We start from the raw sequence: 25594 nt of genomic DNA, 5'->3' as shown, positions 1-25594 counted from the left end.
GAAAAATCAAATTCATTAATTTGTCTAATTATTAATCATACTAAAATGTTTTTGTATAAAATAGTATTAATTGTTACATTTACAAATAATTAAAGTTACTATATAAAATAATAATAAGGCTTAATTAATAAATATATGTATTTTGACGCGCAAGTTATTATATTCTATTATGAGACTAAAATATTTTAAGTATAATGAAGGTATAATTGGCAGGCAGGCCTCGCAGATAACGGCTGGAATAATCATTCAGGAGTCACAATGCAAAATATAAAAAACAAACCCAATAATATCACACCACAATTAATTCACACGTGGGAAAAAAGCAACGAACCTTGGGGAGCTAAAGATCTCCAATCACGGTTTATCTATGCCAATTCCGCTTTTTATCAACTACTCAACTTACCAGAGGATTTCAATATTACCGGAATTTCTACAGGTGAATTACCTTCTCCTGTTGCAGAATATGCAGAAGAGTTCTACCGTCAAGATCAGAAAGTTATTCAAACCATGCAACGAGTTACTTCATTGGAAACTCATCCATTTGAAGAACATAGGATTAAGCAAATCTATCTTTGTAATAAATATCCACTTTTTGATGAAGATGGTCATTGTATTGGTATTACTTTTCATATGTGTAAAACGGAAAATTTTTCTGTTGCCTATTATTATGAAAAAACATCTCCGTCGGCACTGCAATTCATACCACCTAATGACACACTGACGCAAACTGAATGGGAAGTCCTTTTTCTGTTCCTTCGTTCATTGGATGAAGAGAGTATCAGTGACGAATTAATGATAAGTACGGAAGATGTGGTTAATCATATTCAGTCAATTTACCGAAAATTTGATTTACCACTGCATGCAGAATTAAAAGATTTCTGCAAAGAAAACAAATTTGATCTTTATATTCCAGAAAGATTTGTCACTATTGGTAGCATAGAATTATATTGATTATAAACTTAAATATTAATAATCAAATTTTAAAACTGAAAAAGAGGAATGATAATATGAATAGTAAATTAACCATTTCAGCCCAAGTAATTAATACATTAGAGCAAAGTAATGACCCTTGGGGGATAAAAGATGAAAACTCATGTTTTATTTATGGTAATTCAGCAACAAAAAAATTTATTCATGATTTTAAAAAATCATTTGATTACGAGGGGCTTTATGATGATGAACTCAATTGGGACGGAGCTGAGTTTGCAAAAGAATTTATTGATCATGATAAAAGTGTGATGGCAAACGGAAAAAGAGTATGTTCACTTGAAACACATTTATTTGGTAAAGATAAATTTCTATCATCTTATTTTTGTGAAAAAACACCTATTTACCATGATAATGGAAATTGTATAGGAGTTATGTATCATATGTGGAAAGCTCAGGATTTCTCATTAACTCGTCTATATCATGGAAAACTCCCTGCATCTATTTTGTTCCAGCCACCGACTGATTTATTTACTCAACGGGAATGGGATGTTATTTTCCTTCTTTTACAAAAGTATACCAGTAAGCAAATGGGCAAAATGTTGGATATCTCCTATCGCACCGTTGAAACTCATATCTCACGGATATATAGAAAAATTGGTGTCAATTCCAGTTATCAGTTGGAAGAATATTGCCGGCTGAATGATTATGATCTCTATGTACCAGAAAGATTTGTACACCCAGAAAGCAGAATGTTTCTTTAACCTTTAGATTAAAAAGGAATTTTTGATAACATGAAGAAGAACTATGCAATATCACCGCAAATTATTAACACAATGGAAATAAGCAATGAGCCGTGGGGAATAAAAGATAGTTCTTCAAACTTCATTTACAGTAATTCTGCAACAAAAAAATTTGTTCATAATTTTAAGGAATCATTTGATTACGAAGGATTTTATGATCATGAACTTCCCTGGGATGGGGCTGTTTTTTCAAAAGAATTTATTACCCACGATAGAAATACAATGACAAAAGGACAAAGAATATGTTCAATTGAAACTCATGTATTCGGGCAAGAGCAAACTCTATCGTCCTATTTTTGCGAAAAATTACCACTTTATCATGACAATGGTAATTGTATGGGTATTGTGTTTCATATGTGGAAAGTAAAAGAGTACTCATTGACCTACCTACATCGATATCATGAAAAACTACCATCATCCATTATACTCCAACCGCCGACTGATCTTTTTACTCGACATGAATGGGATATCATCTTTCTCTTTTTACAGAAATACTCCAGAAAACAGATTGGGAAAATACTAAATATTACCTATCGTACGGTTGAAACACATATGGCCCGGATATATCGTAAGATAGGTATTACTTCCAGTCAGCAATTGGAAGAATACTGTCTAGTCAATAATTTCAATCACTATATACCAGAAAAATTTTTATTGTCTTAGATTAAGTATTACTTCCCTGTTTCAACACACTACCTTTGTTAGTTATTTGTTGATAAAATGAATAGCCCTGTAGGAATATGACTCTTATTCATAAATAGAATATATTTATACTCAATAGTTCAAAAAAAACAATACATTAAAGGATATATATGAATAAATCAGGATTAAGAAAAGTCCCTTTTATTACTTCTCAGTTAACAAATATGTGGGACAGAAGCTCTGACCCTTGGTTTGTAAAAGATAAGGAATCTCGTTTTATTTACGCAAATAGCGTGTTTATTAAAGCCAATAAGTTACCTGAAAATTTTAATATTATAGGGTACACGGATGAAGAATTACCAACACCAGTTAGTGGTTTCGCTCACCATTTTAAAGAACATGAGCGCAGAGTCTTAGCGTGTATGCAACGAATATCATCTATTGGTACTTATCCTCAAGGTAGTGGTCAACTACCTAAATCCTATTTTTGCGAAAAATATCCACTGATGTGTGAGAATAATCAATGTATTGGAATCATTTCTCATGCCAAAGAAATAGATCATTTTACGGTATCTCATTATCTTAAGAATAATATACCAATATCTATCTACCCCAGGCCACCCAATAATTTATTGAAAGATAAAGAGTGGATAATTATTTTTCTATTTTGCTGTGGCATTAGTAATAAAGATATAGCCACTGAAATGAATCTCTCATGCCGTACTGTAGAAAAACATTTTGAAAATATTTATGAGAAATTTTCCGTCGGATCGGTTTTGGAGTTAAGGTTACTTTGCAAAGAAAATGGTTATGACCTCTATATCCCACCAAGATATTCTGAGTCTATAAGTCATTTCTTATTAACATAGTCAATTTTATTATTATTTGTTTCGCCCTAACCTATTGATCATTATAGTAATAATCAGGAATACAATAATGGCATTACAGATTTTTCTACTCCTTCAAACGATAAAGTTCTATGCCGACAAAACATATTGAAAACGTTTTGGATGACTGACGATATATACCGCCCATTGCGGCGGATGTTACCGTGTCCAGAATAATCTTCTGTTTACTTTAGCCTCTTACTTACAGCAAGGCGACGGCCTGCGCACAACTTTGATTCAGAATCCTCATTATCGTCTCCGCCCCACTTCGATTGGGATTTATCCTTATCATTCGTTTTTCTAATGTGGGATCAGACTGACGGAATGTACCGGACACCCGGTAAAACAGTGGCGGTATTTCAAATTTTGATTCGGCCCCCACCGGATAAGGCAATGCACCGAGTTGATGGGCAAAACAAAGCACCTGCTCTGCAATCTCTTCATAAAATTCCACCAGCAATACTTTCGATTGTGCATTTGCGACAACCGCCTGTTTTACCTGCGGTATAACGCCCTGATTAAGCCAGATAACCAGCGTTTCATTAACCTGAGCCTGTACCGCATGCATCACTGGCGCAAATACCAGTCCACGCAATACTTTTAATGCCTGAAATCCTTGTATCTGACTTCCGCCGGAATACATATTACGCCGGATGCGGTCTATTAGCGTTTGTTGACCTGCCACAACACCGACACCTTGCGGACCGAACAGTTTAAAGCTGGAAAAAGTCGATAACGCCGCACCACATTCACAACCAATATGTTCCACTTTCATAGCAGCATAATTATCGTCAACCAGAACCGGTAGTGACGCCGCATTCAGCAGTGATATGACAGCCGCCAGCTCATAAGAATCATCAATTTTCTGCCGCGTATGCTGTACCAATCCCCCCACCGGCCAATGTTGCAAAATCGCAACCCGTATTTGTTCTGGTTGATTAAAATCCGCCCGAACAAGATGTAATCCCATCTGTTCAGCAATCATCGCTGTCGTGGGATATAACGGCGCATCATGAATCAGCAAGGTATCGCCTGCCTTTAGCAATGCCGCTAAACCACAACGTATTGCACCAGTTCCCGCCCCTTGCACCAACACAGCAGCCTCAGCCGAAAAGAAATCAGCAATGATCCGCTCAACTCGCTGTGTCATCTGTGGCTGGTTCAACCCCGGTACCAACCCTAAATCTCCCGTGGTAAGAAAGTCTGCGCCGGGAAAATGACGGCAGATAATATCAACCAAACGAAACTGTTTTTGCTGCGCCTGCATCATATTCAGACTATGTAATGGATAAGTGTTCAATATCTGCTCTCCGGCACTCCCCCTTTTATTTTTTCATCGCAAAATAAGGGGGGAGATCTATTCAATTAACCGATGCCTATCAGATGGATAATGTTGGCCAAAACACCAACAATAATCGTTGCGATAGGCCCAATAGCCATTTCAACTAAAGGACGTTTAGATGTACGATTGAGCAGATAAATGCCCGCCACCACCATAAATCCCATTCCCGGCAGGATAGCGTTGGCAGCAATCATTCCCCCTACCAATAGGGCAACTTCCAGCATACGAGTAATGACAGTACGAATATGGTCGCCACATGCTTTTACGCCAGGGTATTTATCCAGCCAGATAGCAATTTTTGCCAGTAGTTTGATTTCCATAAACATAATCACACTGCCGGCAATGAAAGCGATCCATAGGTTATTCGTGACTAATCCAGCGACAAACACAAACTTCATGCCGACCGGGCTATAAACCCCTGTGGCGATTGCCGTCATCCCCACTAACGGAACAAAACTGATCGCCCTGGCAAGCGCTACCAACATGGCGTTAGCCCCTTCTCCTTGTGCCATCAGTTGTAGTGATACAGGACCTTCCGCCAATAAACTGAGTGACATTGAGGCCGCTACCGCAGTTAATCCCCCACTTAGCACCAGTAACCAGATGTTGTTTTGAATACGTTGGATCCGCGTGGAAAACAAGCCGACCAGAACCTCATTCGCGCCTTTAGCCGGGGCCGGCCCATCCCCTGATTTGGGCGCACGCTCTTTCATGGCAAAGTAGAACATCACAATCATCGAAATCAGCAGCGCTATCCCGTTAGGATCCAGTTGTACCGATTTATCCAGGGAACCGCCAAAACTCAGTGAGCCTATCGCTTTCGTCGCAACATACCCCACCAATGTCGCAATCAGCACCCATATCCCTTTGCCATATCCGTATTGATAGGCCACAACAATGGCAGGAAATAACGCGAAACAGGCAACAATGGGATCGCCAACTTTGCTCAGATTATTCATGAAATTTACCGGCAAATGGGCAAAGATATCGACAACCGATCGTAAACCCGTCATCAAAGCGACGGCATACAGTGCCCCCAGGACCCCGGAAAGTATGAAACCTTTTTTACTGTTTGCACACCAGGTGCCAATGACGTCGGTTCCCAGCAACAGGCTATGCACCAGAATAATTGGCGCCGTCAGCGAAAACGGGATACCAAAACCGATAACCAAGCCAAAACTTAAGGCAAAACTGGTCGCAGCCAGGGTTTTACGATCCATCCGCCCTTCAAGATGTTCCGGGATTAAAGGACGCAGACCATCATGAAACACCGCGATACCACAGTTAGCCATCATGGTGGATATTCCACCAACAACTGCCAACAAACCCGCTTTAAACGGATCAATTTCCATTAAACGTGTGAAAAACTCATATTCCATCTTCCCGTCCTCATGAAGAAAAAATAGCCCTGATGACCACCGGAATAACGGCTTCTATATCCTGACCAGTAAAACCAAATGCTGTTTTCCCAGCGTTAATATGGGCAATAATTTCTTCATCAGGCAGGATTTTCCCCGGCATGCTAATCGTGACGCATTTATCAATACCAACAATAGCTATCGCCATTGCCAAAGCGCCTCCACCAGTATTACAAGCCCCCAAGTAGTAATCCGCATTACCGCTCTTGAGAGCCATAGCGGCATCAATGTCGCCCATTACAGTAATGGATGAGGCTTTATCTCCGGCCAGACGGCGTAAGGTTTCAGCAATTTTTTCCTTCTCAATTTGTCCTCCAATAACAAATCTCATATGTTTTTCCTTTATTTGAAAAATACAGCGGGGTTATCACGTAACATCAAATCAATTTCTATCTGTGTCAATCCGGCATGGCTTAACATCGGCACAAAGGTGCTGATTAAATATTCAAACCCATTGCCACCATTGGCTTTCAAATGGGAACGGCGGGTAATATCCATCGATAACATGACGCGGTTAAGCAGGCCGCGTTGGGCCAATGTCTGTAACATGGCAATCCGTTTTTCATCCGGGTAGTAATCGTTTTTGCCAATTGTGTCAAACTGTATGTAGGCCCCCTGTTCAATCATGCGCAGTATGCTGTCCAGATTGTCTCTAAGATCACAGTGACCAATCACCACCCGTTCAGCATCTACGCCCCGCTTTTTCAGTAACGCCAATTGCTCAAGCCCCATCGTGCTTAATGACGTATGGGTAGAGACAGGACGCCCGGTTTCCAAATGCGCGATAGCCGCGGCGTGAAATATTTTCTCTTCATCAGGCGTAATCACCCCTTTGCTGGAACCAATTTCCCCAATGACCCCGGCTTTCAACGTTGTACCATCAATACCCTGTTCAATCTCAGCGATCATTTCATCCGCCAGTTGCCGGGCTGTGGTGTGTGCCACATGCTGAGGAAAAAAAGCAGACTGGTAATAACCGGTTGAGGCGATTACGTTAATGCCGGAATCCCGCATTAAATCCAGCATAAACTGTGGGTTACGCCCCATGTAGCGATTGGTCATTTCTACAATATTGCGTACACCCAGGCTGACCAATGTTTTCATCTCATCACAAATCAGCTCGTATTGATCCAGCCGGCAGTCAAGGTTGTTTTTAAATGACGATAAATCAATATGCAGATGCTCATGCGCATAGGTATAGCCGGATGCATCAAATCTATCTTGCTGAGTCATGAGAATGCTGCCCAAATGTGAGGATGATGCAAATGAATTTATTCCCCATTATCAAGGATACGATTTCCCTGGCTGTCATAAAGCCCTTCCAATACCGGATGCCCTGACTGAATGCCGCTGACCAACGCCACATCACTGCGGGTGGCAAATATCTGAGTACGAAAGCACAACACGACAGCACAGCCGACCGGAAATTCACCGCTAAGGGAAAAGTGGTAATCAATACTGCTGTTATCCATCGGTAACAGGTGAGTGGATATGATCTGGCCGTTTGGCATGAATATCAGCGCGTTATGAGCTCGCCCACGACGATAATAACCGCCTCCATAGCAATAGCTGTTGCCGTTAAACCGATGGGATATTTCTGTCAGATACAGCATAGCAATACGTTCGGGCTGTTCTCCCTGAAAATTGGCAAGGATTGTTCCGGTTAGTGCATGTCCGGGCTCTGTATGGGTAACACCATATTTTGCCAGTAACGGCAAGGTGCTACAGCTTGACGCCGACGGGGCATTTATCTGTGTTACCTCAACTCCGGCCCGCTGTAAAATCTCTTTTGCTTTCAGCAAAGTAAATAAGTTTGGTGCAGGCAGTGTCTGTTGCAGCGCCTCTTGCCACAATAAGCAAGGAAAATGTGTTAATCCCACCAGTTTTACGCCGGACATCGCCATAATGCGTCGCACAACGGTGTTCAATACCGATAAATGAAAACCTGCTTCCTGTCCGGGATATAAATGATCATGTTCATCATAGATTTTCAGCATAATGCATTGTACATTTCCTTTATGCTGTGCCAGACAGGAAATTTCCTCTGCTTTTTCTAAAGAAAATACCGTGATCACTTCCGGGTGTTGCTGTATCACTGAGGAGAGCATGTTACGGGGGATCTGCACCAGATGACCGGCATGAATAACCGGGATCTTGCTACTCATTAATATCCTGGCTTCTTTAAAATCCACCGCAGTCACCCCCTGATAACCCAATTCTATCAGTTTGTGTGCCAACCAGGGGTTACGCCCAATCTGTTTAGTCATCAGATACAGCGCAATATCATGGTGCTTCGCTACCGCAAGCAACCGCCCGGCATTTTCCAAAACCTGATCAACGTCAATGACATATGTATCGGGTAGTAAAGCGCCTTTCTCCCATAATGTATGGGCAGTTTCAATCAGTGCAGAATTTTGTTTTTTTAGTGCATTAATAAACATGCTGTACCTCCTTGTACTCCTGACAGCGGTCAATGCCAAAGCAAGAAATAAATGTTTAAATAATTATTTTTTTGAATATTTGATGGAAAAAAAATTCCTTCATCTCTGTTGCCGTGCTACTCCTGATCTTTTGCCGCCCAAAGGCTAAACAAGTTCGCCAGCAGATAACCCTCTTCACAGGGATGTAATTGCACGTCAAATTGTGCCAGCAACGAAGCGTTAATCGCCCGCAAATGCGTAAAGGCATCAGATTGACGTACTTCCATCAACAGTTCAGCATCCATTGAACCGATTTGTTCTCCCCGGCGCGAGCGCATCAATGCATTTGCCATATGTGTTACTACCATTTCACCCAGCCCATTCCTGACAGGGATTTCCCAATCATTCTCAAGCTGAGTCACAACTTGCAGCATGCCATCGCAGATGTCCTGATCGATGACATTTCCCTGACAGAGCAGATTCAGTCGATTTTCCATTTCATTTACTCCGTCCATTTCAAACTAATAACTTGGATCCTGTTGACCTGTCAGTACACGTTGTTGATGAGCCAACAACTCTGTTTTATCCACCGTAGTACGTAAAAGTTGTTGAATCGGAATGTCATCAGCTCTGGTTAAAATCACCGCCTCTGAGGCTTGTATAAAGAACGGGTTTCCACGGAGCGGTACCGCGATAAGCTCCCGGGAACTCAGTTCATCCTCTCTGCTAGCGTTCCAGATCACTGCATCAATGTCGCCTTTCGCCACCTTATCCAGGCTTTCGTGGTAAGAGATATCCACCAGCGTGATATCCTGCCCGGCAAAGTACACTTCTGTCATGATCTTCTGGTCGGCAGAATGATTATCCAACCCAATACGACGGATGTTATGTTCACCTCCCTTACGATAAATCAGTTGATGTGCCGCAACATAGGTATGTGGGCCTAATTCAAGTACAGCGCACACATCATGTTGTTCCAGATAAGTTTGCGCCGCCAGATGAGATACCACCGCCAGGTCATAAATGCCGTTACGCAGACATTCCACCCTCGCGTCTGAACCTCTCATGTGGGCAAAGTAAAACGGAATACCATCAAATTGCGCTTTCAGACCACTCGCCAGCCCTTCGTACAATCGGGTATAAGGCAACGGCATCACACAAACCACGTTACCGATATCGGCATGTGCTAACAGCGCCTTGTGATCCAGACTGACCAGGTAACTACCGTTACGCCCCCGTCGATCCACACAAATTGCACCGGAATTCTCCAGTTTTTTTAATGCAAACTGTACCAACCCAACCGACAACGCATAGTCAGACGACAGCTCCTCAATGGTCCTCAAGCGGTTACCATTGCACTCACCTAGCAGATAACGCGCCAAACATGCCTGAGCGACCCCCTCTTTTTTAAGCAGACCACGACTCATAATTATTCTTCATTTTTTTGAATGTATTTATATCCGATTTAAAGAAACAAATAACAATCGGAAAATAGCAAAAATGCGAATGAGGTCACGATTAAATGAGTATTTTTTTGCAATTGCCGCAAAATCCAGCTTTTCATTAAACTATTTTTACGCTTTGGTTGTGGCCGGCTCCGGACGTTTCAACACTGCGTAGGTTAACCCTCCCAACAGTGTACCGACAATAATCGACATCAAATAACCCAGTACTGGTGTAATAGCCCCTGGGATCAACAATACAAACAAGCCACCGTGCGGCGCCATCAGTTGTGCGCTCACGGCCATAGAGAAAGCCCCAGTCACCGCACCACCGACGATACAGCATGGGAGCACACGCATCGGATCACGGACAGCAAAAGGGATCGCCCCTTCGGAAATAAAGCACAACCCCAACACCAATGCAGCTTTGCCGCTTTCCCGCTGAACGCTATCGAATTTCCTCCGGGCAATCAGTGTCGCCACGCCCATTGCCAGCGGTGGGACCATCCCCGCCGCCATAATGGCAGCCATTGGCGCGTAGGTTTGCGAACTGAGCAAGCCGACACCAAACGCATAGGCGGCTTTGTTTACCGCTCCTCCCATATCGGCACACATCATCCCGCCCAAAATAGCGCCTAACAGGATCGCGTTGGTCGTGCCCATATTTGAAAGCCAATGTGTTAGACCCGCCATAATACCGGCGACCGGTTTACCGACAACGTAGATCATAATCAGACCAGTAATCAGGCTGGCGAACAGCGGAATGATCAAGATCGGTTTTAGCGCGGACATACCCTGCGGCAACTTCACTTTGGTGCTGATCAACTTCACCGTGTAACCGGCAAGGAAACCGGCAATAATGCCGCCGATAAAGCCCGCATTCGTGCTGGCTGCCAACATACCACCAATCAAGCCAGGCGTCAGACCGGGGCGATCAGCGATCGAGAAAGCGATATAGCCTGCCAGCACGGGCACCATCAAGGCGAAAGCCGAACCACCACCGATCTGCATCAGCGCCGCCGCCAATGTACCCGGTTCTTTGAATGCGGTGATACCAAAAGCAAATGACAACGCGATACACAGCCCCCCCGCCACCACCATCGGCAGCATATAAGAGACACCGGTTAACAGATGGCGATAGATGCCGGTGCTCTCTCCTTGCCCGGTTTTAGCATCTTGCTTTTTTGGCTCAAAAGGTTTGGCTTCGACCAGCGCTTTGTCAAACTCCTGATCCGCCTTCTTCAACGCCAGGCTGGTTGAGGTACGGTACATCGGCTTTCCGGCAAACTTCGCCAGATCCACGTCAATATCTGCGACTATCAGAACCAAATCCGCTTCTGCCACCTCTTCCGGCGTAATAACATTACCCGCCCCCACTGAACCGCGGGTTTCCACCTTCACCCACCAGCCACGTTTTTTGGCTTCGGTTTCGATAGCTTCGGCGGCCATAAAGGTATGCGCCACTCCCGTAGGACAGGCAGTAACCGCAACAATACGTTTTGTGTCATAACTCAGGTCAGTTGCCGGTATCAGATAGTGCTTCGCGTCGGCTTTTGCCTGCTGAAAGAACTTTTCCGGTGCATGCAATGCCTGTTCCGTGTTACCAAGATAAATAAACTTGCCGTTTAGGGTGCTATCGGCGGGAATGGTATCGCCGGTCACTACCACCAAATCAGCTTCAGCCGGATTTTCTGTCAGTATCAGCCCACTTTCCGCAGCAGCAGCACTGAGGACGGTTTTCACCAGATAGCTTCCGGCCAGTCCTAATAAAGGATCAACGATAAGCAACGTTTTCATTACATCTCCCCCTCACCTAAACCGGAAGCAATCGCTTCACCAATAGCAGCTATCGCCTGCTGCGCATCGTCACCGTTAGCAGTGACGTGAAGCCGATGACCTTTTTTAACGCCCAGCGCCACAATTTTCATCAGACTGCGGCCATTTGCCGGTTGACCGGTACTATCAAGATTGATGATGGTAATTTCACTGGAGAATTGCCGGATAACGTTAACCAACACGGCACCGGGACGAGCATGCAAGCCGTGGTCGTTACGCACGATGAACTCTGCGCTAAATATTTCGCTCCGCTCCGGTGCGCCATTGGTCAGCAATGCCAGTACCGTCGGCGCATCAGCCTTCAGCAAGCATTCTGCTTTCCGTGCTAATAGCAAATTGCTCAGGTGATTCAACACATTCAGCGGCTGATCGTCGGTAACCGCAACAGTCAACAACATCACCACTACTGGTTCGTTGTCCCGCGTGCATAACCGGCTGACAGCTACTGCACTAGTCAGATTACCGTCGGAGCTGTCGTTCAGCCAAATCCCCTGTCCGAGATCCAGAGGTTTACTATTAATCACTTTGCTGACAAAAGTCGTATCCACCGCACCCGCTTGTTGTAACCGTCCGGCATTCAGCGCCTGTAGTGTCAACAGATCACCGGCATTAACATCCAGCGAAATCAGGCTGGTATCGAATTTAAATGCGGCTTGCTGACCTTCTCCCATTAGCAAGCTACGCAGTGCCTGAGCTGAATCGACAGTTTTTAGCTGCCCGGCAATGCGATCGTCGCTCAACAGGTGTGCTAACTGACGCAATAGTGACAAATGCTCATCGGAACATGCAGCGATACCAATGACCACATAACACATAGCGCCTTTATCCCATTCCACGCCCTGGGGGAAGTGAAATACCTGTACATCAGTTTTCAGCACCAAATCGCGGGTATTGATCGTGCCATGCGGAATGGCGATACCGTTGCCAAGGTAGGTGGAAATTTGCTTTTCACGTTGCAGCATACCGTCAACATAGGCATCACTGACATTACCATTAGCGGCTAGCATGGCCGCCACCTGGCGAATAGCATCCTCTTTACTGGTCGCAGTTGCACCAGTGTGGATATTCTGTAGAGTCAATTGGAACATAATTTTCCTCTCTCACTGAAGATAGAACCGTTTCAGTTATGCTGAGAAAAAAAGCGTTAATTAACCCACCATATAAGGAAAATGAGATAAAACTGAAACGTTTCAACCAGTGTGGAGTATGATTAATTATTATTCAATATTTGCACTGTATAATATTGCGATTTTTTGAGATTACGCACACTTTTTCCAATATCGTTCTTTAAATATCTCCAGTTGAAGGAATTAGCAAACAGATAACTACCAAGAATATCCACCCACTTGCAAAAAGCTGTGATGACAATAAATAATGGAAGCTATGTTAATCTCGGAATATGGCAAATCGTGCTCTGTCTATCTATTCTTTTGCCTGCCAGGGATGAGATTCAATGATTAATGAAATGACAAAATATACAAATCTGATAATTGCGATATAATAAATTATTTTAACAATCAGCATGAAAACGATGCTGGCATGGCTTTCAACGTCAATTTCGTTCTGCACAACAACCAATCTCAGGTTATCTGTATTTCTCTCCACGGGAATGAATGAGATAAACCCGGAGTTCTTATTACCAATAAGATGACTTTCATGACTGTTGGCGTCCGTCGGCTATTATCTGTCAAGATAGTGGATAACTTTCACTACTGTTTTTATTGCCATCATTAAAGGGTCATATCCTTATCCCCGGTATTTAATGAAGAATAAGATATTAGTGAAACAATTAAACGGATGGCGTTATTAGTTATCACAGCAGGTTGAGGTAAGTATATTTTTTTAATTAAAAATCAATATATTATTCTATTAAAATGATAATTGGATGACATTTAAGTGAATGAGAAGCTGTTTTATCTATTGGGTTATTTTTCTGAGAAAATAGGCGGAAGCCGAAGGCCATCAATATCGCTATGTGACCATTGGGCAAATCAGTGATGGGGTGCCAAAGATTGATGATTGGAATGACCCTAAAAAAAATTCCACCTCCCTATCATTTTCCGGATCCGGAGCCAAAAGGCTATCAGGTCCACCCGTTAAATCGACGTTATGTACTGGAAGTGTGCCCGTTCCGGGCCTGGGTCTTGCAGCTACATCATCAAAAAGAGGCTGGGCTTATCGCAGTGAGGATTTATGGGCGCAACAGCTTAATCACTGGCGTTCACGCCAGCAGGTAATATTGCAGGAGAGGCAAGTGATTCTGCGCAGTATGGATCCCCGAATTCTCAGTCAGTTATTGCCGGCAATGATAATCAGTGATTGGTCGGGGTTCCTGACACCGGTGAGTGAGTTAATGATCGACGCACCTCGTCCTGGATAGTCATTTATCGTATGCCTGGCGTCATTCCGATTACGCCCTGAAAGGGAAGGCATTTATGATCAGTAGTGATGTATGGGAAAACCACGGAGAGTTAGCTGAAAAACTGGATGAGCCAGAGAGGCGATTAGTGGAACAGATTATTCATTGGCTGAAAGCGCATTTAGAAAACGGCGATGATATGAGTAACCTGACCAGTGAGGATTATTTGCAGGCGCTCAATGAGCAATATCCGACCACTAATTTATAAAGTTGATATACCAGACCAGCACGCCTTTATTGAATTGCGCATTCAGCATTTGGGTGGGAGTTGATTACCGATATATAAAGTATATCTCATCAGGAAAACTGACTCGTGATAAACATGAAAACAAACTCACCCGTATTGTCGGCAATATTTATTAATATCGCTTTTATGTATGCGCCTTAACAGGCGCATACATCAGAATTGCTTATTCAACTGAACAAGCAGAAGCCCTTGGGACATAATCGAAGTGTAATTCCCGATGCCGATTTCTTTTTACACTCCAAACGCCGTGAAAGCGCTCTGCATTACTGGCGGTATACCGCACTGTATGGCGAATATTGCTGTGCCCAAGATAATCTTGTATCAACCGAGTATCCACCCCCCTATCTGCAAGAGCAAAACCGCAGGCATGCCGCAACATGTGCGGGTGCGAACCTATCGAAATATTAGCCCGTCGCCCTAACTGGCTAATGATTTGATAAATACGCTGGCGAGTCAACGGGTTCCCGTAACGTGACAAAAATAACCAATCGCTATCTGCACCCTGAAAGGTTTTACGTACTTTAAGCCACGCTTTGATCGCCCGAATTTCATAGCCTAAGAGAGGATGATTTGTACAAAATCCACCTTTCAAACGCCGGATGTACAAACTTCCATCTTCCAGATCCAAATCGGATAACCGTAGATACCTAGCTTCACTAACACGTAATCCATGAACAAAACTCATATATACCAGACAATAGTCGCGCTCCCGATTAGAGCTCTCTTTTGCCACTTCCAGCATACTTTCCACTTCGTGTTGCGTCAGATGTTTTCGTTGACCCATTATGGTCTATCCCAAATATTCTTTGCTTTAACGCATTGAACACACTGCGTTATCTGTAACTGATTAAGACCCGGAACCAACCCTAAATCCCCCATAGTAACTAAATCTGCACCAGGATGGCGACAGATGACTGAACGAAATTGCTTTTGCTGTGCCTGATCCATGTTCAAGCTGTGTAATAGATAGGTTTTCAATGTCTGCTCTCCGTAACCCTCCCCCTATTCTTACCATCACACAATAAAAAGAAAAATAGTGATTCAATTAACCGTCCCTTATCAAATGAGTCATTTTGGTTTAAAATATCAACAAAAATCACTGCGATAGGTTCAACAACCATTTTAACAAAAGGATCTGTCAACCAGATTGATTTTTAGTTCAAATCACAAGAAAGGATATTTATGTGGTAATACTTGTCGGCTGTCGATAAACGTTCCATCTCTCTGTTTTTCTGCCGGAGAAACCCAGCGGGCAATAAAATGACTGGCTGGTCACACTAACAGATGTTCCTCTGTGCAAAACGATGCCGTACTCCAGCCAGATACGAAGTTCGATTTTTCAAATCGTCATCCAATTTTACCCATGTCACCATAATAATATCCTTCACTGCTAAGTGGTAGTTTTAAACACTCAGACATTATGACTCATTATTGCCCTTTTCAGCTAATCATTTGCGCAAAAATATGATCTGTGAATGTACTCACACGTTTAAAGATTACATGTTACTCTTTCAATTATTTATTATTTAAAACAATAAGATAGATATCAATTCATCTTCCCATGCTGCTATTCTTAATCTGTCTCAAATAATATCCATGATAAGGAATAGGTTAATGAAAAGAATCATTAATGTGTTGCAGGACCCCGGTAAATCTTCATACGGCCCAGTGTTGATTTCAGCAAACCGAGTAATTGATCTTCCGATCCGCCATCTCAGTATAGAGCAACCTGACATTAGTTTTTTCCTTAAAACCACACAATATAATCTCGATAAACAAGAAAAATAGGAATACAGACAAAGGATGCTAAGTTTTAGATTCAATCTATATAAAAATATTTAAATAATTTTAATACTAAACAGTACCAATGGTTATATTCTGTATATAGAGGTATTTTTACATCAAATAATAGATCATTTAATTAACACATATAGGTAAAAATAAAAAATCTTATTTTTTGACGAACTAACTGTTGCAATATGTTATATAATCAGGTTATTTTAAGTGGAATCATTAAAAACTCTTCATATAACTACTTCAATGATATTTAAGGAGTTGCCATGTCAAATATAAGAAACAAGCCAAATAATATCACTCCGCAATTAATTTATATGTGGGAAAGGAGTAATGAACCTTGGGGGGCTAAAGATTGCCAGTCAAAATTTATCTATGCCAATCCTGCCTTTTACCAATTACTCAACTTGCCTGAAAATTTTGATATTACCGGGCTTTCAACAGATGAATTACCCTCTCCTATTGCAGAATATGAAGAAGAATATTGCCGTCAAGATCAAAAAGTTATTCAAACTATGCAAAAAGTCACTTCAATGGAAACTCATCCATTTGGAGAAAATAAGACTAAGCAAACCTATATTTGTGACAAATATCCACTTTGCGATGAGCATGGTCGTTGTATCGGTATCACTTTCCATATGTACAAAACTCAAAATTTTTCTGTTTCTTACTATTATGAAAAAACCTCTCCGGCAACACTGAAATTCACACCACCTAATGATATATTGACGCAAACTGAGTGGGAAGTGCTCTTTCTAGCCCTTCGCTCATTGGATGAAGAAAGCATCAGTAAAAAATTAATGCTGAGTACAACATATATCGTTAATTGCATTCAATCAATTTACCAGAAATTTAATCTATCACAACAAGTAGAACTAGAAGATTTCTGCAAGAAAAATAAATTTAATCTTTATGTTCCTGAAAGATTTATAACTCTCGGCAGCAGAGAATTATAAATTTATTATTAACTGTATATAAATAGGATTCGATGATGGAAAATAACAATAAAATAGCTATTTCCCCACAAATAATAAATACGATGGAGCAAAGTAACGATCCGTGGGGTATCAGAGATAAGAAGTCGTGCTTTATATATGCAAATAAAGCTTATTGTGAGCTGCTTAATTTACCTCATAATTATAATATTGAAGGTAAATATGATAGAGAGCTTCCTGCTCCAACAGCAGAATTTGAAGCGGATTTTCAATCACATGATCGCAAAGCAGAAGAACTAGAGAAAAAAATATATTCACTGGAAACCCATCCTTTTGGTAAAGGACAGATTCTTTGTTCATATTTATTTGAATTATACCCTTTCTATAATGACTCAGGAAGTTGTATTGGAACTCTATTTCATGCAGGTAAAGCAAAAGATTTTTCTCTAATGCATCTGTTTTATGGAAAATTACCAGAATCCATTATGTTCCAAGCACCATCCGAAATTTTTACTCAACATGAGTGGGATATTATTTTCCTGTTTCTACAAAAATATCCGAAAAAACAAATCGAGCGAATACTGAATATGTCCTATCGTATTCTTGAAACTCATATATCAAGGATATATCACAAAATTGGTGTTAATTCCGACCAACAACTGGAAGAATATTGTCGCCTTAATAATTTTCATCTTTATGTACCAGAAAGATTTTTGCAACAAGAGAGCATAATGTTTTCCTAAATCAGAATATTATATAAAAACAAACATGACTAGAAAAAATTCAACCATTTCGCTACAAATAATAAACACCTTGGAAACCAGCAACGAGCCGTGGGGAATAAAAGATAAATCTTCCTGTTTTCTCTATGGTAATGATGCATTAATTAAACTTCAAAATATAAACAGCAATTATGATTATGAAGGTAAATATGATAGTGATATCCCCTGGAAAGGCAATGAATTTTCTGAATATTTTATTAAACATGATTTGCAAGTAATGGAAAATGAAGAGAGTGTTTTATCACTAGAAACACATGTATTTGGACGAGATACAGTTTTATCGTCTTATTTACAAGAAAAATTTCCACTCTATGATGATGGAAACAAATGTATCGGCCTCCTTTTCCATGCCTGGAAAGTTCTGGATAACTCACTCATTCGGCTATTCCATAGTAAACTACCCGCTTCTATTATGTTTCAATCGCCGACTCATCTCCTTACTGAACAAGAATGGGAAGTGGTCTTCCTTTTTCTGCAAAAATATAGCAGGAAACAAATCAGCCAATTACTTAATATTGCTGATAAAATCATAGATGGATACATAAGAAAGATTTATAATAAATTGAAAGTTAGTTCAGATTCACAACTGGAGGAATATTGTCGGCTAAATAGTTTTGATCTCTATGCACCAAAAAGGTTTTTATTGTCTTACTTATAAATGTCGTTTATTTATTCAAATTTTTATAAGGTAATAATGTTATAAAGGTCAAATATGAGTCAATCAGGATGTAAAAAAATCCCTTTTATTACTCCTCAGCTAACTAATATGTGGGATAAAAGCTCAGAACCGTGGTTTGTAAAAGATAAGGAGTTCCGTTTTATTTATGCAAATGCAATATTTATTAAAGTCAATAAGTTACCTGAGAACTTTAATGTTATCGGATATACCGATAAAGAATTATTAACACCAGTTAATAAATTTTCTCACCTTTTTGAGGAACATGATCGTAAGGTCTTAAAGTATATGCAGCGAATATCATCTCTTACCACTTATACTCAAAGCAGAGACGAACCATTTATATCCTATTTTTGTAATAAATACCCATTAATGGATGAAAATAAGCAGTGTGTTGGCGTCATTGCTCACACCAGAGAAATACATAATTTTACCGTGTCTCATTATATGGAGAATGATATTCCTATATCGTTTAGATTTCAGCCACCAAACGATGTCCTGAAAGAGAAAGAATGGGTAATAATTTTTTTATTTTGCCGTGGTGTCAGCAATAAATATATTGCTGACAAAATGGAAATTTCATATCGCACTGTGGAAAAATACTTCGAAAGTATCTATGAGAAACTATCAGTTAACTCAGCTATTGAGTTAAGAACATTTTGCAAAGAGAATGGCTATGATCTTTATATCCCTCCTAAATACCTTCAATCTATAGGCCATATTTTGCTATAAATAATCACGATTTCATTATTATGTATTTTTCCTGACCTGTTTAATTAATCTGCGTTTCGCTTAAATTTCCTCCTAAGATGATATATGGAAAACAATTTGATAAATAAAAATAAAGGGCTTAATACGAGGCTAATTTATTATTTTTCTGAATATTTATCCATTCGTTTCTTTTGTTAAAGACTTTTAGAAAATTAAGAAACCACGAGACCAGTATGAGCACTGATTGAAGCTTATTATGGTCGAATGGTTTGATTAATATTTTGGTAAGAGAAATCGAGACAGGGCATCTATAACCCTGTTTCAGCCCCAAACTCCAGATATTCCAATCAACGAACAATAATTCCCAACAGAATTCCCAATGCACCAAAGTCAGCGTCACTGAATGTCGTATTAGCAATACCGATATCCCCCAAAACGGGTAACAGGAATACAGGTAGAAAAGTTATCAACAAGCCCTGAGCAAAAGCACCGAAAATAGCACCTCTGCGGCCACCTGTCGCATTCCCGAAAACCCCAGCCGCTGCTCCAACAAAGAAATGTGGCACAACACCGGGAATAATTACCGTCATACCCAATGCATACAATATAAACATACCGATGATACCAGCAATAAAACTGCTCAGGAAACCAACTAATACCGCATTAGGCGCGTAGGGGAATACAACCGGACAATCCAAAGCAGGTTTAGCGTTAGGAACCAGTTTGTCAGAAATTCCTTTAAACGCGGGAACGATTTCTGCAATCACCATTCTCACCCCTTGCAGTATGATATATACACCTGCGGCAAAGGTAATGGATTGCATTAGCGAGAACATAACCCCATTTCTTCCACCACTGACTTCTTTCACAAAATCACCACCGGCAAACAAGCAAGTGATCATGAAAATAATTGCCATCGTGAAAGAGATGGCAACCGGTGTATCACGCAGAAACAGCAAGCTTTTCGGTACATTCATCTCTTCCGTTGAGTTCTCTTTGTTACCCAATTTACTGCCAATAAAACCGGACAAAACATAGGAGAGCGTGGAAAAATGCCCAATGGCAACGTCGTCAGAACCTGTCACTTTCTTCATATACTGATGGGCGATCGCCGGAAAGAAAACCATAGCAACCCCAACAACCACAGAACCAATAACTACCAGCATAGTTCCGTTGATCCCTGCGGTTGCCAGAATGACCGCGACCATCATGGACATAAACAGTGTGTGATGCCCTGTCAGGAAGATGAATTTCCACGGGGTAAAACGGGCAATCAAAATATTGATCACCATAGCAAAGAACATAATCATTGCCATTTCTTTGCCAAAGCTTTTCTGCGCAATGGAAACAATCGCTTCGTTGTTTGGTACGACCCCCTGAATACCAAAAGCATATTGGAAAATTGCAGCAAAGTCCCCCAATGAAGAGACGATTAATCCGGCCCCTGCCCCCAGGATCACAAAACCCATAATAGTTTTTATGGTGCCTTTGATACATTCAGTCACCGGTTTTTTTTGCACAACCAAACCAATAAGCGCGATAAATCCCACTAAAATCGCAGGCTCTGACAGTACATCACTCATCAGAAAATGGAAGAATTCCATGACAGCCTCCGGTTACACAGCACCAAGTTCGGCCAACGCCACAGACAGACGCGCTTTCATCGCGGCTTTATCCACCATATTATCCAGCGCAACAATTTTGCCATCGACTGCCTGAGCAACCAGTTGCTCCGCAATATCTTTAGTACCAACAAAAATATCACTTTGAGTTGCTTTTGCTGACCCCAGATCAATATGATCAACGCTGGCATCTATCCCCATCTCTTTCAGGATATTTTTAATACTCATTTCCATCATCAGGCTGGTACCTAACCCATTTCCACAAACGACTGTAATTTTCATACTGTTTTCCCATAGCAAAAAAATAACGAATTAATATTTGTTAATAACAGCAAGAATCTCTTCTTTACTTTTAGCCTCCATCAGCAACGCGGTATCTTGTTGATTATCAAACAGCGTAGCAAGTTGAGAAATCACTTCAATATGGCTGTTGCTGTCAATCGCTGCTAAGACAATTAACAGCTTGACCGGATCATTTTCTTTAGAACCAAACTCAACACCTTTACTAATAACGGTTAATGCCAAAGACAGCTTATTGACCCCCTCCTCAGGTCTGGCATGTGGCATAGCAATTCCTGGTCCGACAACGTAATAGGGCCCAATGGCCTCATGAGAGCAATAAATAGCATCAATATAACGAAGTGAGATTGAATTATTTTCCACCAGAGGCTGGCAAGCAATAGCAATAGCTTCGCGCCAGTCTTTAGCGTCAGAGATCATTTGGATCACATCACTGGTCAGTAAAGTTTTTAGCATCAGCTTCTCCTGGTTGAAATTACATTACGCTTTCTATCCCCTGTTCTCTACCCAGTGATATTAGTCACAAATGGTAGCGCTATCTATCATTGCAATTCATTATTGTGATAGCGCTATCATTTGTTATCTGTTCGATTTGCCTGAATGCGAAAAACACGTCATGGTTTTTTTCCCACGACTTGCCTGAGATAAGGTAGAATCCCACCGTCAAATTCATAGCCGTTAGTTAAAAAAAGAAAAATATTGATGGAAAAGACACGAAAACGCCGTAATACAGGGCGAGTAACATTACAAGATGTTGCTAAGTATGCCGGTGTCGGTTCAATGACGGTTTCGCGTGCATTGAGAACACCAGACATGGTGTCGGATAAATTACGGGAAAAAATTGAACGGGCCATACAGGAATTAGGCTATATCCCCAATGGCGCTGCTGGCGTACTTGCCTCAGGCCAAAGCAATATTATCGCAGTTCTTGTCCCATCTCTGACAGACAGAGCCAGCGCTACATTTATACAATCCCTGCAACAGGTGCTGAATAAACATTCCTTCCAGGTTTTACTCGGATGTCATGAATATAACCGTAATAAAGAAGCCGAAATTATCATGACATTGCTGCAAAGCAACGCAGCCGCATTGGTTATCTTCGGTTCTCAACTGGCAGATAAAACCTATAACAACATTTCCCATATCAATATCCCGATTATCAATGTCGCGGGATCTCATCAACAACAAACAACAATCAATGTAGATACGGATTTTTCCGCAGCCGCTTATACCCTGACTACACATATGCTGAGGAAAGGCCGAAAGCATATTGGTTATATTGGCGCACAAATGGATAATCGTTTGCAAAATCAACAAATTAATGGCTGGAATAAAGCCATGCTGCATCACTATCAGAACGCAGACCAAAATATCACTACACCGGATGCTGCCAGTATGCAATTTGGTTGTCAGGCAATCGCTGAAATGTTATTACGTCAACCGGAATTGGAAGGCGTGATTTGCAGCCATGAAGTGATTGCCCTGGGAGTCATGTTTGAATGTCAGCGTCGTCTGCTTAAAATACCGGCTGATCTGGCTATTGCCTGTTTGGAAGGCTCTGATAACTGCGATCACACACAACCAACACTGACATCAATCCGTATTGACTACCCCAAAATAGGAAAGGACACAGGAAAATGGCTGGTAAAACTGCTTAATAAACAGGATGAAGATGAACCTGGATATCAAAATAATCAATATCACTTGTTTTCGTATAAATTTGAACCAAGACAAAGTGCTTGATGGAGTTGAAAATCCCAGTAAAGTGCCACAAGAGCCTATAAAAGCGCTAATTATTTGGCCTTATGACTTAGATCATGTGGCTTAAAAGGAAAACCTGCACAGTCTTCAACCCGATTTACTATATCAGCAATTGTCGTTTCAGCTAGGGTAGTTTCCAACACACAGGTAATACGCGAGAATTCATCTTCTAACACCGGAGTGATATTGTGTCCGATATAACATTTGGGATTGGGTTTGGAACGGTGCAATGTGAAATATAATGGATCTTCAACTGTACGATAAACATCCAGCAATGAGACCTGCTCCGGAGGCCGGGCCAGTAACGCTCCCCCGCCCTGACCCATTTGCGAATAGGTCAACCCGGCCTCGGCAAGAGCCCCCAGAAGCCGGCGAACGACCGTTGGGTTAGTATTCACACTTTTTGCGATATCTTCGGAGCGTACAGCTTGACCATGATGAAGCGCAATATCAGTGAGAATATGAATAGCCACGGCAAAACGAGTAGATGTCGGCACTAGAAAACCCTGTATATCTTAAAGATGTCATTGAGAATAGCAGAAAATAAGAAAAAAGTTATATGATATATAACTAATTTCGCCGCATAGTAAATAGTGAAATTCAGGATGTCAATCTGTCTGATTAACATTCCTGCTCCTCCCGATCTGTTACCCACATCACTATCTGGTTTAGCGAGTGTGACGAGCTTGATATATCAGGTTAGATACGATTTGCATGGGCACGTTCAATCTGAAGAGTATCGGCAACCTGCTGTAATTTAATTAACCGCCCATCCCGCACTGTCCATATATGAACGAAACGAGAAATAAATCGTTTGCCTTTCTTTACTCGTCCCAAATAATTACCCAATACAATGACATGATCACCTGACTCGAAATATTCAGAGCCATCTGCAACGAATTCATCAGTATCGTTAAAAAGTGGCACAAAAAAATTATTCAATATATCTTCAATTCCTTCATAAACCCCACTATATCGAGAGCCTTCGGTAATATCCCAAACAATATCACTCCCCATGATCTGGCGAAGAATACCGACATCCCCCATAGAATCGTAAAAACGACGAACAATAGATATATTTAATGAATCTGACATTGATACTTCTCCTTCAAATTATCCCGCGATGAAATAGGGTCGACTCTGGTAAAACGAGCCGACCTGATATCCTGGAATGTTCAGTAAAGAAATTCTATGGAACGTTGAATTCACATCCCCGGAAAATAACTCGAATATCTTTCATCTTAGGCTATCCATTGTGGGTAAGATATCCCCTTACCTAGGTAAGCACAGGATAATCGATATAGCCTACAGGCCCAGGAGCCATAAAGGTTTCCGGTTGTTGGTCGTTAAATGGCGCTTCAATTAAAAGCCGGTGAGGTAAGTCTGGGTTAGAGATGAACAAATGACCGAAAGCCACTGCATCAGCCCTGCCGTCAGCAAGCGCTTGCGCGGCACTCTCTTTTGTCAGTTCCTCATTGGCAATATAAGTTGACCCAAAAGTTTCTTTTATCATCTTACCCAAATCACCGTCAACAACAGGATCACGCGAGAAAATGAAAGCAATTCCACGTTTACCCAGTTCACGCGCAACGTATTCGAAAGTCATCATAGGATTAGAATCCGCCATGGAGTAATGACCACCACGTGGTGACAAATGTACACCAACACGAGATGCTCCCCAGACTGAAATGCAAGCATCTGTCACTTCCAGCAACAACCGTGCCCGGTTTTCTACTGAACCACCATACTGATCCGTACGAAAATTAGCATTATCTTGCAAGAATTGATCGAACAAATAGCCATTGGCGCCATGTACTTCCACGCCATCAAATCCTGCCACTTTCGCATTTTCCGCTCCACGTCTGAACATCTCGACAATGCCGGGAATCTCATCCGATTCCAGAGCCCGTGGAACCACAAAAGGACGTTTTGGGCGTAATAAGCTGACATGACCATCAACTGCAATCGCGCTTGGAGCCACGGGTCGCTCCCCATTAAGGAAAACGGGATCCGATACCCTTCCCACATGCCAAAGCTGCATGAAAATACGCCCACCGGCAGCATGTACCGCATCCGTAACCAACCGCCACCCGGCAACTTGTTCGTCTGACCAAATGCCAGGAGTATCAGCGTAACCCACGCCCTGTGGCGTTACTGAAGTCGCTTCACTAATAATCAAACCAGCAGATACGCGCTGAACATAGTATTCCGCCATCAGAGCATTGGGGATACGTCCTTCTCCCACTGCACGGCTACGCGTCAGAGGAGCCATAATGATACGGTTCGGCAAGTCGAGATCACCAATGCGAATTGGGTCAAAAAGTGTAGGCATATTTTTTTCTCTCATATGGACTATGGACTAAATAAATGCACTTCGTTGCAAATCATCAATAGGTACATAACCAGGTAATACCACCAGCAAACAACATCGGTCAGGGAATGTATTCATTCTCAAACCCTTAGCAACGGGGGGATCCGCCTGATATGAATTAATGTAACTTACACAGTCACATTAAACAAGAGGGATCTGACATTCGATGTCAGGACATATGCTGTTCACCAGCATCATTCTTTCTAAACGATCCATGCAAGCTCTTCGTTAACGCCATTAGAAAGGGCGCAATGAAGCT

The 25594-nt window shown here is 41.6% G+C and carries 29 protein-coding genes and 1 pseudogene; 13 read left to right on the top strand and 17 right to left on the bottom strand.

Annotated features, from left to right (window positions below; all coding sequences use genetic code 11):
- Positions 1–258 precede the first annotated feature (258 nt).
- From C5470_RS09030 to C5470_RS09015, 4 genes are all read left to right on the top strand, one after another.
- Entirely contained in the window at positions 259–951 is a 693-nt protein-coding gene (locus C5470_RS09030; protein WP_166287973.1) for a PAS domain-containing protein, read from the top strand.
- A gap of 56 nt (positions 952–1007) precedes the next feature.
- Complete coding sequence (locus C5470_RS09025) at positions 1008–1691, top strand: helix-turn-helix transcriptional regulator (RefSeq protein ID WP_166287970.1); 684 nt, start codon at positions 1008–1010, stop codon at positions 1689–1691.
- A 30-nt stretch (positions 1692–1721) separates the two neighbouring features.
- The gene (locus C5470_RS09020; protein WP_166287967.1) at positions 1722–2393 is read left to right on the top strand and encodes a PAS and helix-turn-helix domain-containing protein; all 672 of its coding nucleotides are present in this window, start codon (positions 1722–1724) and stop codon (positions 2391–2393) included.
- Positions 2394–2542: 149 nt separating this feature from the next.
- Positions 2543–3241: a helix-turn-helix transcriptional regulator gene (locus C5470_RS09015; protein WP_166287964.1), complete on the top strand. Its 699-nt coding sequence runs from the start codon at positions 2543–2545 to the stop codon at positions 3239–3241.
- Positions 3242–3461: 220 nt separating this feature from the next.
- Here C5470_RS09015 and C5470_RS09010 read toward each other — a convergent pair whose 3' ends face one another.
- From C5470_RS09010 to fruB, 9 genes are all read right to left on the bottom strand, one after another.
- Positions 3462–4559 (bottom strand): aminotransferase class V-fold PLP-dependent enzyme, encoded by a 1098-nt coding sequence (locus tag C5470_RS09010; RefSeq protein ID WP_166287961.1) that lies wholly within the window; start codon positions 4557–4559, stop codon positions 3462–3464.
- Positions 4560–4624: 65 nt separating this feature from the next.
- Positions 4625–5980, bottom strand: coding sequence for a YhfT family protein (locus tag C5470_RS09005; RefSeq protein WP_166287958.1), 1356 nt, complete (start codon positions 5978–5980; stop codon positions 4625–4627).
- A gap of 10 nt (positions 5981–5990) precedes the next feature.
- Positions 5991–6350 carry a DUF2620 domain-containing protein gene (locus tag C5470_RS09000; protein WP_166287955.1) on the bottom strand — a complete coding sequence of 120 codons (360 nt, stop codon included), beginning with the start codon at positions 6348–6350 and terminating at the stop codon, positions 5991–5993.
- Positions 6351–6361: 11 nt separating this feature from the next.
- Positions 6362–7252, bottom strand: coding sequence for a phosphotriesterase-related protein (locus tag C5470_RS08995; RefSeq protein WP_166287952.1), 891 nt, complete (start codon positions 7250–7252; stop codon positions 6362–6364).
- A gap of 38 nt (positions 7253–7290) precedes the next feature.
- Positions 7291–8460 (bottom strand): YhfX family PLP-dependent enzyme, encoded by a 1170-nt coding sequence (locus C5470_RS08990; protein WP_166287949.1) that lies wholly within the window; start codon positions 8458–8460, stop codon positions 7291–7293.
- A 116-nt stretch (positions 8461–8576) separates the two neighbouring features.
- Positions 8577–8936 carry a PRD domain-containing protein gene (locus C5470_RS08985; RefSeq protein WP_166287946.1) on the bottom strand — a complete coding sequence of 120 codons (360 nt, stop codon included), beginning with the start codon at positions 8934–8936 and terminating at the stop codon, positions 8577–8579.
- A gap of 24 nt (positions 8937–8960) precedes the next feature.
- Entirely contained in the window at positions 8961–9866 is a 906-nt protein-coding gene (gene yhfZ, locus C5470_RS08980) for a GntR family transcriptional regulator YhfZ (protein ID WP_166287943.1), read from the bottom strand.
- A 147-nt stretch (positions 9867–10013) separates the two neighbouring features.
- Positions 10014–11678 (bottom strand): PTS fructose transporter subunit IIBC, encoded by a 1665-nt coding sequence (gene fruA, locus C5470_RS08975; protein WP_166287940.1) that lies wholly within the window; start codon positions 11676–11678, stop codon positions 10014–10016.
- A complete protein-coding gene (gene fruB / locus C5470_RS08970; protein ID WP_166287937.1) occupies positions 11678–12805 on the bottom strand; it encodes a fused PTS fructose transporter subunit IIA/HPr protein in 1128 nt (375 codons plus the stop codon). The genes fruA and fruB overlap by 1 nt, the downstream gene beginning before the upstream one ends.
- 857 nt (positions 12806–13662) lie before the next feature.
- Between fruB and C5470_RS08965 the strand changes: the two are divergent.
- From C5470_RS08965 to C5470_RS22735, 3 genes and pseudogenes are all read left to right on the top strand, one after another.
- Positions 13663–13897, top strand: a pseudogene (locus tag C5470_RS08965) (lipase family protein); the annotation flags it as partial.
- Entirely contained in the window at positions 13840–14097 is a 258-nt protein-coding gene (locus C5470_RS22740) for a DUF4123 domain-containing protein (protein WP_339916278.1), read from the top strand. The pseudogene C5470_RS08965 and the gene C5470_RS22740, both read left to right, overlap by 58 nt.
- Before the next feature lie 55 nt (positions 14098–14152).
- Positions 14153–14344, top strand: a complete 192-nt coding sequence (locus C5470_RS22735) for a hypothetical protein (protein ID WP_242687850.1) — start codon at positions 14153–14155, stop codon at positions 14342–14344.
- 202 nt (positions 14345–14546) lie between these two features.
- Here the strand turns inward: C5470_RS22735 and C5470_RS08955 are convergent, their stop codons facing one another.
- Positions 14547–15167, bottom strand: coding sequence for a tyrosine-type DNA invertase (locus C5470_RS08955; protein WP_166287934.1), 621 nt, complete (start codon positions 15165–15167; stop codon positions 14547–14549).
- The gene (locus C5470_RS08950; RefSeq protein WP_023046484.1) at positions 15167–15361 is read right to left on the bottom strand and encodes a hypothetical protein; all 195 of its coding nucleotides are present in this window, start codon (positions 15359–15361) and stop codon (positions 15167–15169) included. The genes C5470_RS08955 and C5470_RS08950 overlap by 1 nt, the downstream gene beginning before the upstream one ends.
- A 636-nt stretch (positions 15362–15997) precedes the next feature.
- Here C5470_RS08950 and C5470_RS08945 point away from each other — a divergent pair.
- The 5 genes from C5470_RS08945 to C5470_RS08925 all read left to right on the top strand — a co-directional run bounded on the left by C5470_RS08945 (position 15998) and on the right by C5470_RS08925 (position 19302).
- Positions 15998–16171, top strand: coding sequence for a hypothetical protein (locus tag C5470_RS08945; RefSeq protein WP_166287931.1), 174 nt, complete (start codon positions 15998–16000; stop codon positions 16169–16171).
- A 272-nt stretch (positions 16172–16443) separates the two neighbouring features.
- The gene (locus C5470_RS08940; protein ID WP_166287929.1) at positions 16444–17133 is read left to right on the top strand and encodes a PAS domain-containing protein; all 690 of its coding nucleotides are present in this window, start codon (positions 16444–16446) and stop codon (positions 17131–17133) included.
- A 32-nt stretch (positions 17134–17165) separates the two neighbouring features.
- Positions 17166–17855 carry a helix-turn-helix transcriptional regulator gene (locus C5470_RS08935; RefSeq protein WP_339916274.1) on the top strand — a complete coding sequence of 230 codons (690 nt, stop codon included), beginning with the start codon at positions 17166–17168 and terminating at the stop codon, positions 17853–17855.
- Positions 17856–17880: 25 nt separating this feature from the next.
- Positions 17881–18552 (top strand): helix-turn-helix transcriptional regulator, encoded by a 672-nt coding sequence (locus C5470_RS08930; protein ID WP_166287926.1) that lies wholly within the window; start codon positions 17881–17883, stop codon positions 18550–18552.
- A gap of 54 nt (positions 18553–18606) precedes the next feature.
- Entirely contained in the window at positions 18607–19302 is a 696-nt protein-coding gene (locus tag C5470_RS08925; RefSeq protein WP_166287924.1) for a helix-turn-helix transcriptional regulator, read from the top strand.
- Between the two features lie 326 nt (positions 19303–19628).
- Here C5470_RS08925 and C5470_RS08920 read toward each other — a convergent pair whose 3' ends face one another.
- Genes C5470_RS08920 through C5470_RS08910 form a run of 3 tightly spaced genes read right to left on the bottom strand, consistent with a single transcriptional unit; the run spans position 19629 to position 21659 of the window.
- The gene (locus C5470_RS08920; RefSeq protein ID WP_166287921.1) at positions 19629–20885 is read right to left on the bottom strand and encodes a PTS ascorbate transporter subunit IIC; all 1257 of its coding nucleotides are present in this window, start codon (positions 20883–20885) and stop codon (positions 19629–19631) included.
- Between the two features lie 12 nt (positions 20886–20897).
- Entirely contained in the window at positions 20898–21185 is a 288-nt protein-coding gene (locus C5470_RS08915; protein WP_166287918.1) for a PTS sugar transporter subunit IIB, read from the bottom strand.
- Between the two features lie 30 nt (positions 21186–21215).
- Positions 21216–21659: a PTS sugar transporter subunit IIA gene (locus C5470_RS08910; protein ID WP_166287915.1), complete on the bottom strand. Its 444-nt coding sequence runs from the start codon at positions 21657–21659 to the stop codon at positions 21216–21218.
- 246 nt (positions 21660–21905) lie between these two features.
- Between C5470_RS08910 and C5470_RS08905 the strand changes: the two genes are divergently transcribed.
- Positions 21906–22946 carry a LacI family DNA-binding transcriptional regulator gene (locus C5470_RS08905; protein ID WP_166287912.1) on the top strand — a complete coding sequence of 347 codons (1041 nt, stop codon included), beginning with the start codon at positions 21906–21908 and terminating at the stop codon, positions 22944–22946.
- A 50-nt stretch (positions 22947–22996) separates the two neighbouring features.
- On the opposite strand, the gene C5470_RS08900 is transcribed toward C5470_RS08905, so the two are convergent.
- From C5470_RS08900 to C5470_RS08890, 3 genes are all read right to left on the bottom strand, one after another.
- Entirely contained in the window at positions 22997–23461 is a 465-nt protein-coding gene (locus C5470_RS08900) for an Rrf2 family transcriptional regulator (protein WP_166287909.1), read from the bottom strand.
- Between the two features lie 202 nt (positions 23462–23663).
- A complete protein-coding gene (locus tag C5470_RS08895; RefSeq protein ID WP_036849108.1) occupies positions 23664–24059 on the bottom strand; it encodes a nuclear transport factor 2 family protein in 396 nt (131 codons plus the stop codon).
- A 181-nt stretch (positions 24060–24240) separates the two neighbouring features.
- Positions 24241–25296: an alkene reductase gene (locus tag C5470_RS08890; RefSeq protein ID WP_166287906.1), complete on the bottom strand. Its 1056-nt coding sequence runs from the start codon at positions 25294–25296 to the stop codon at positions 24241–24243.
- Positions 25297–25594 lie beyond the last annotated feature (298 nt).

This window comes from Photorhabdus stackebrandtii, assembly GCF_011189495.1.
GTDB lineage: Bacteria > Pseudomonadota > Gammaproteobacteria > Enterobacterales > Enterobacteriaceae > Photorhabdus > Photorhabdus khanii.
Note: the sequence above shows the minus strand (reverse complement) of the source record. Positions and strands in the feature narration are given on the sequence as shown.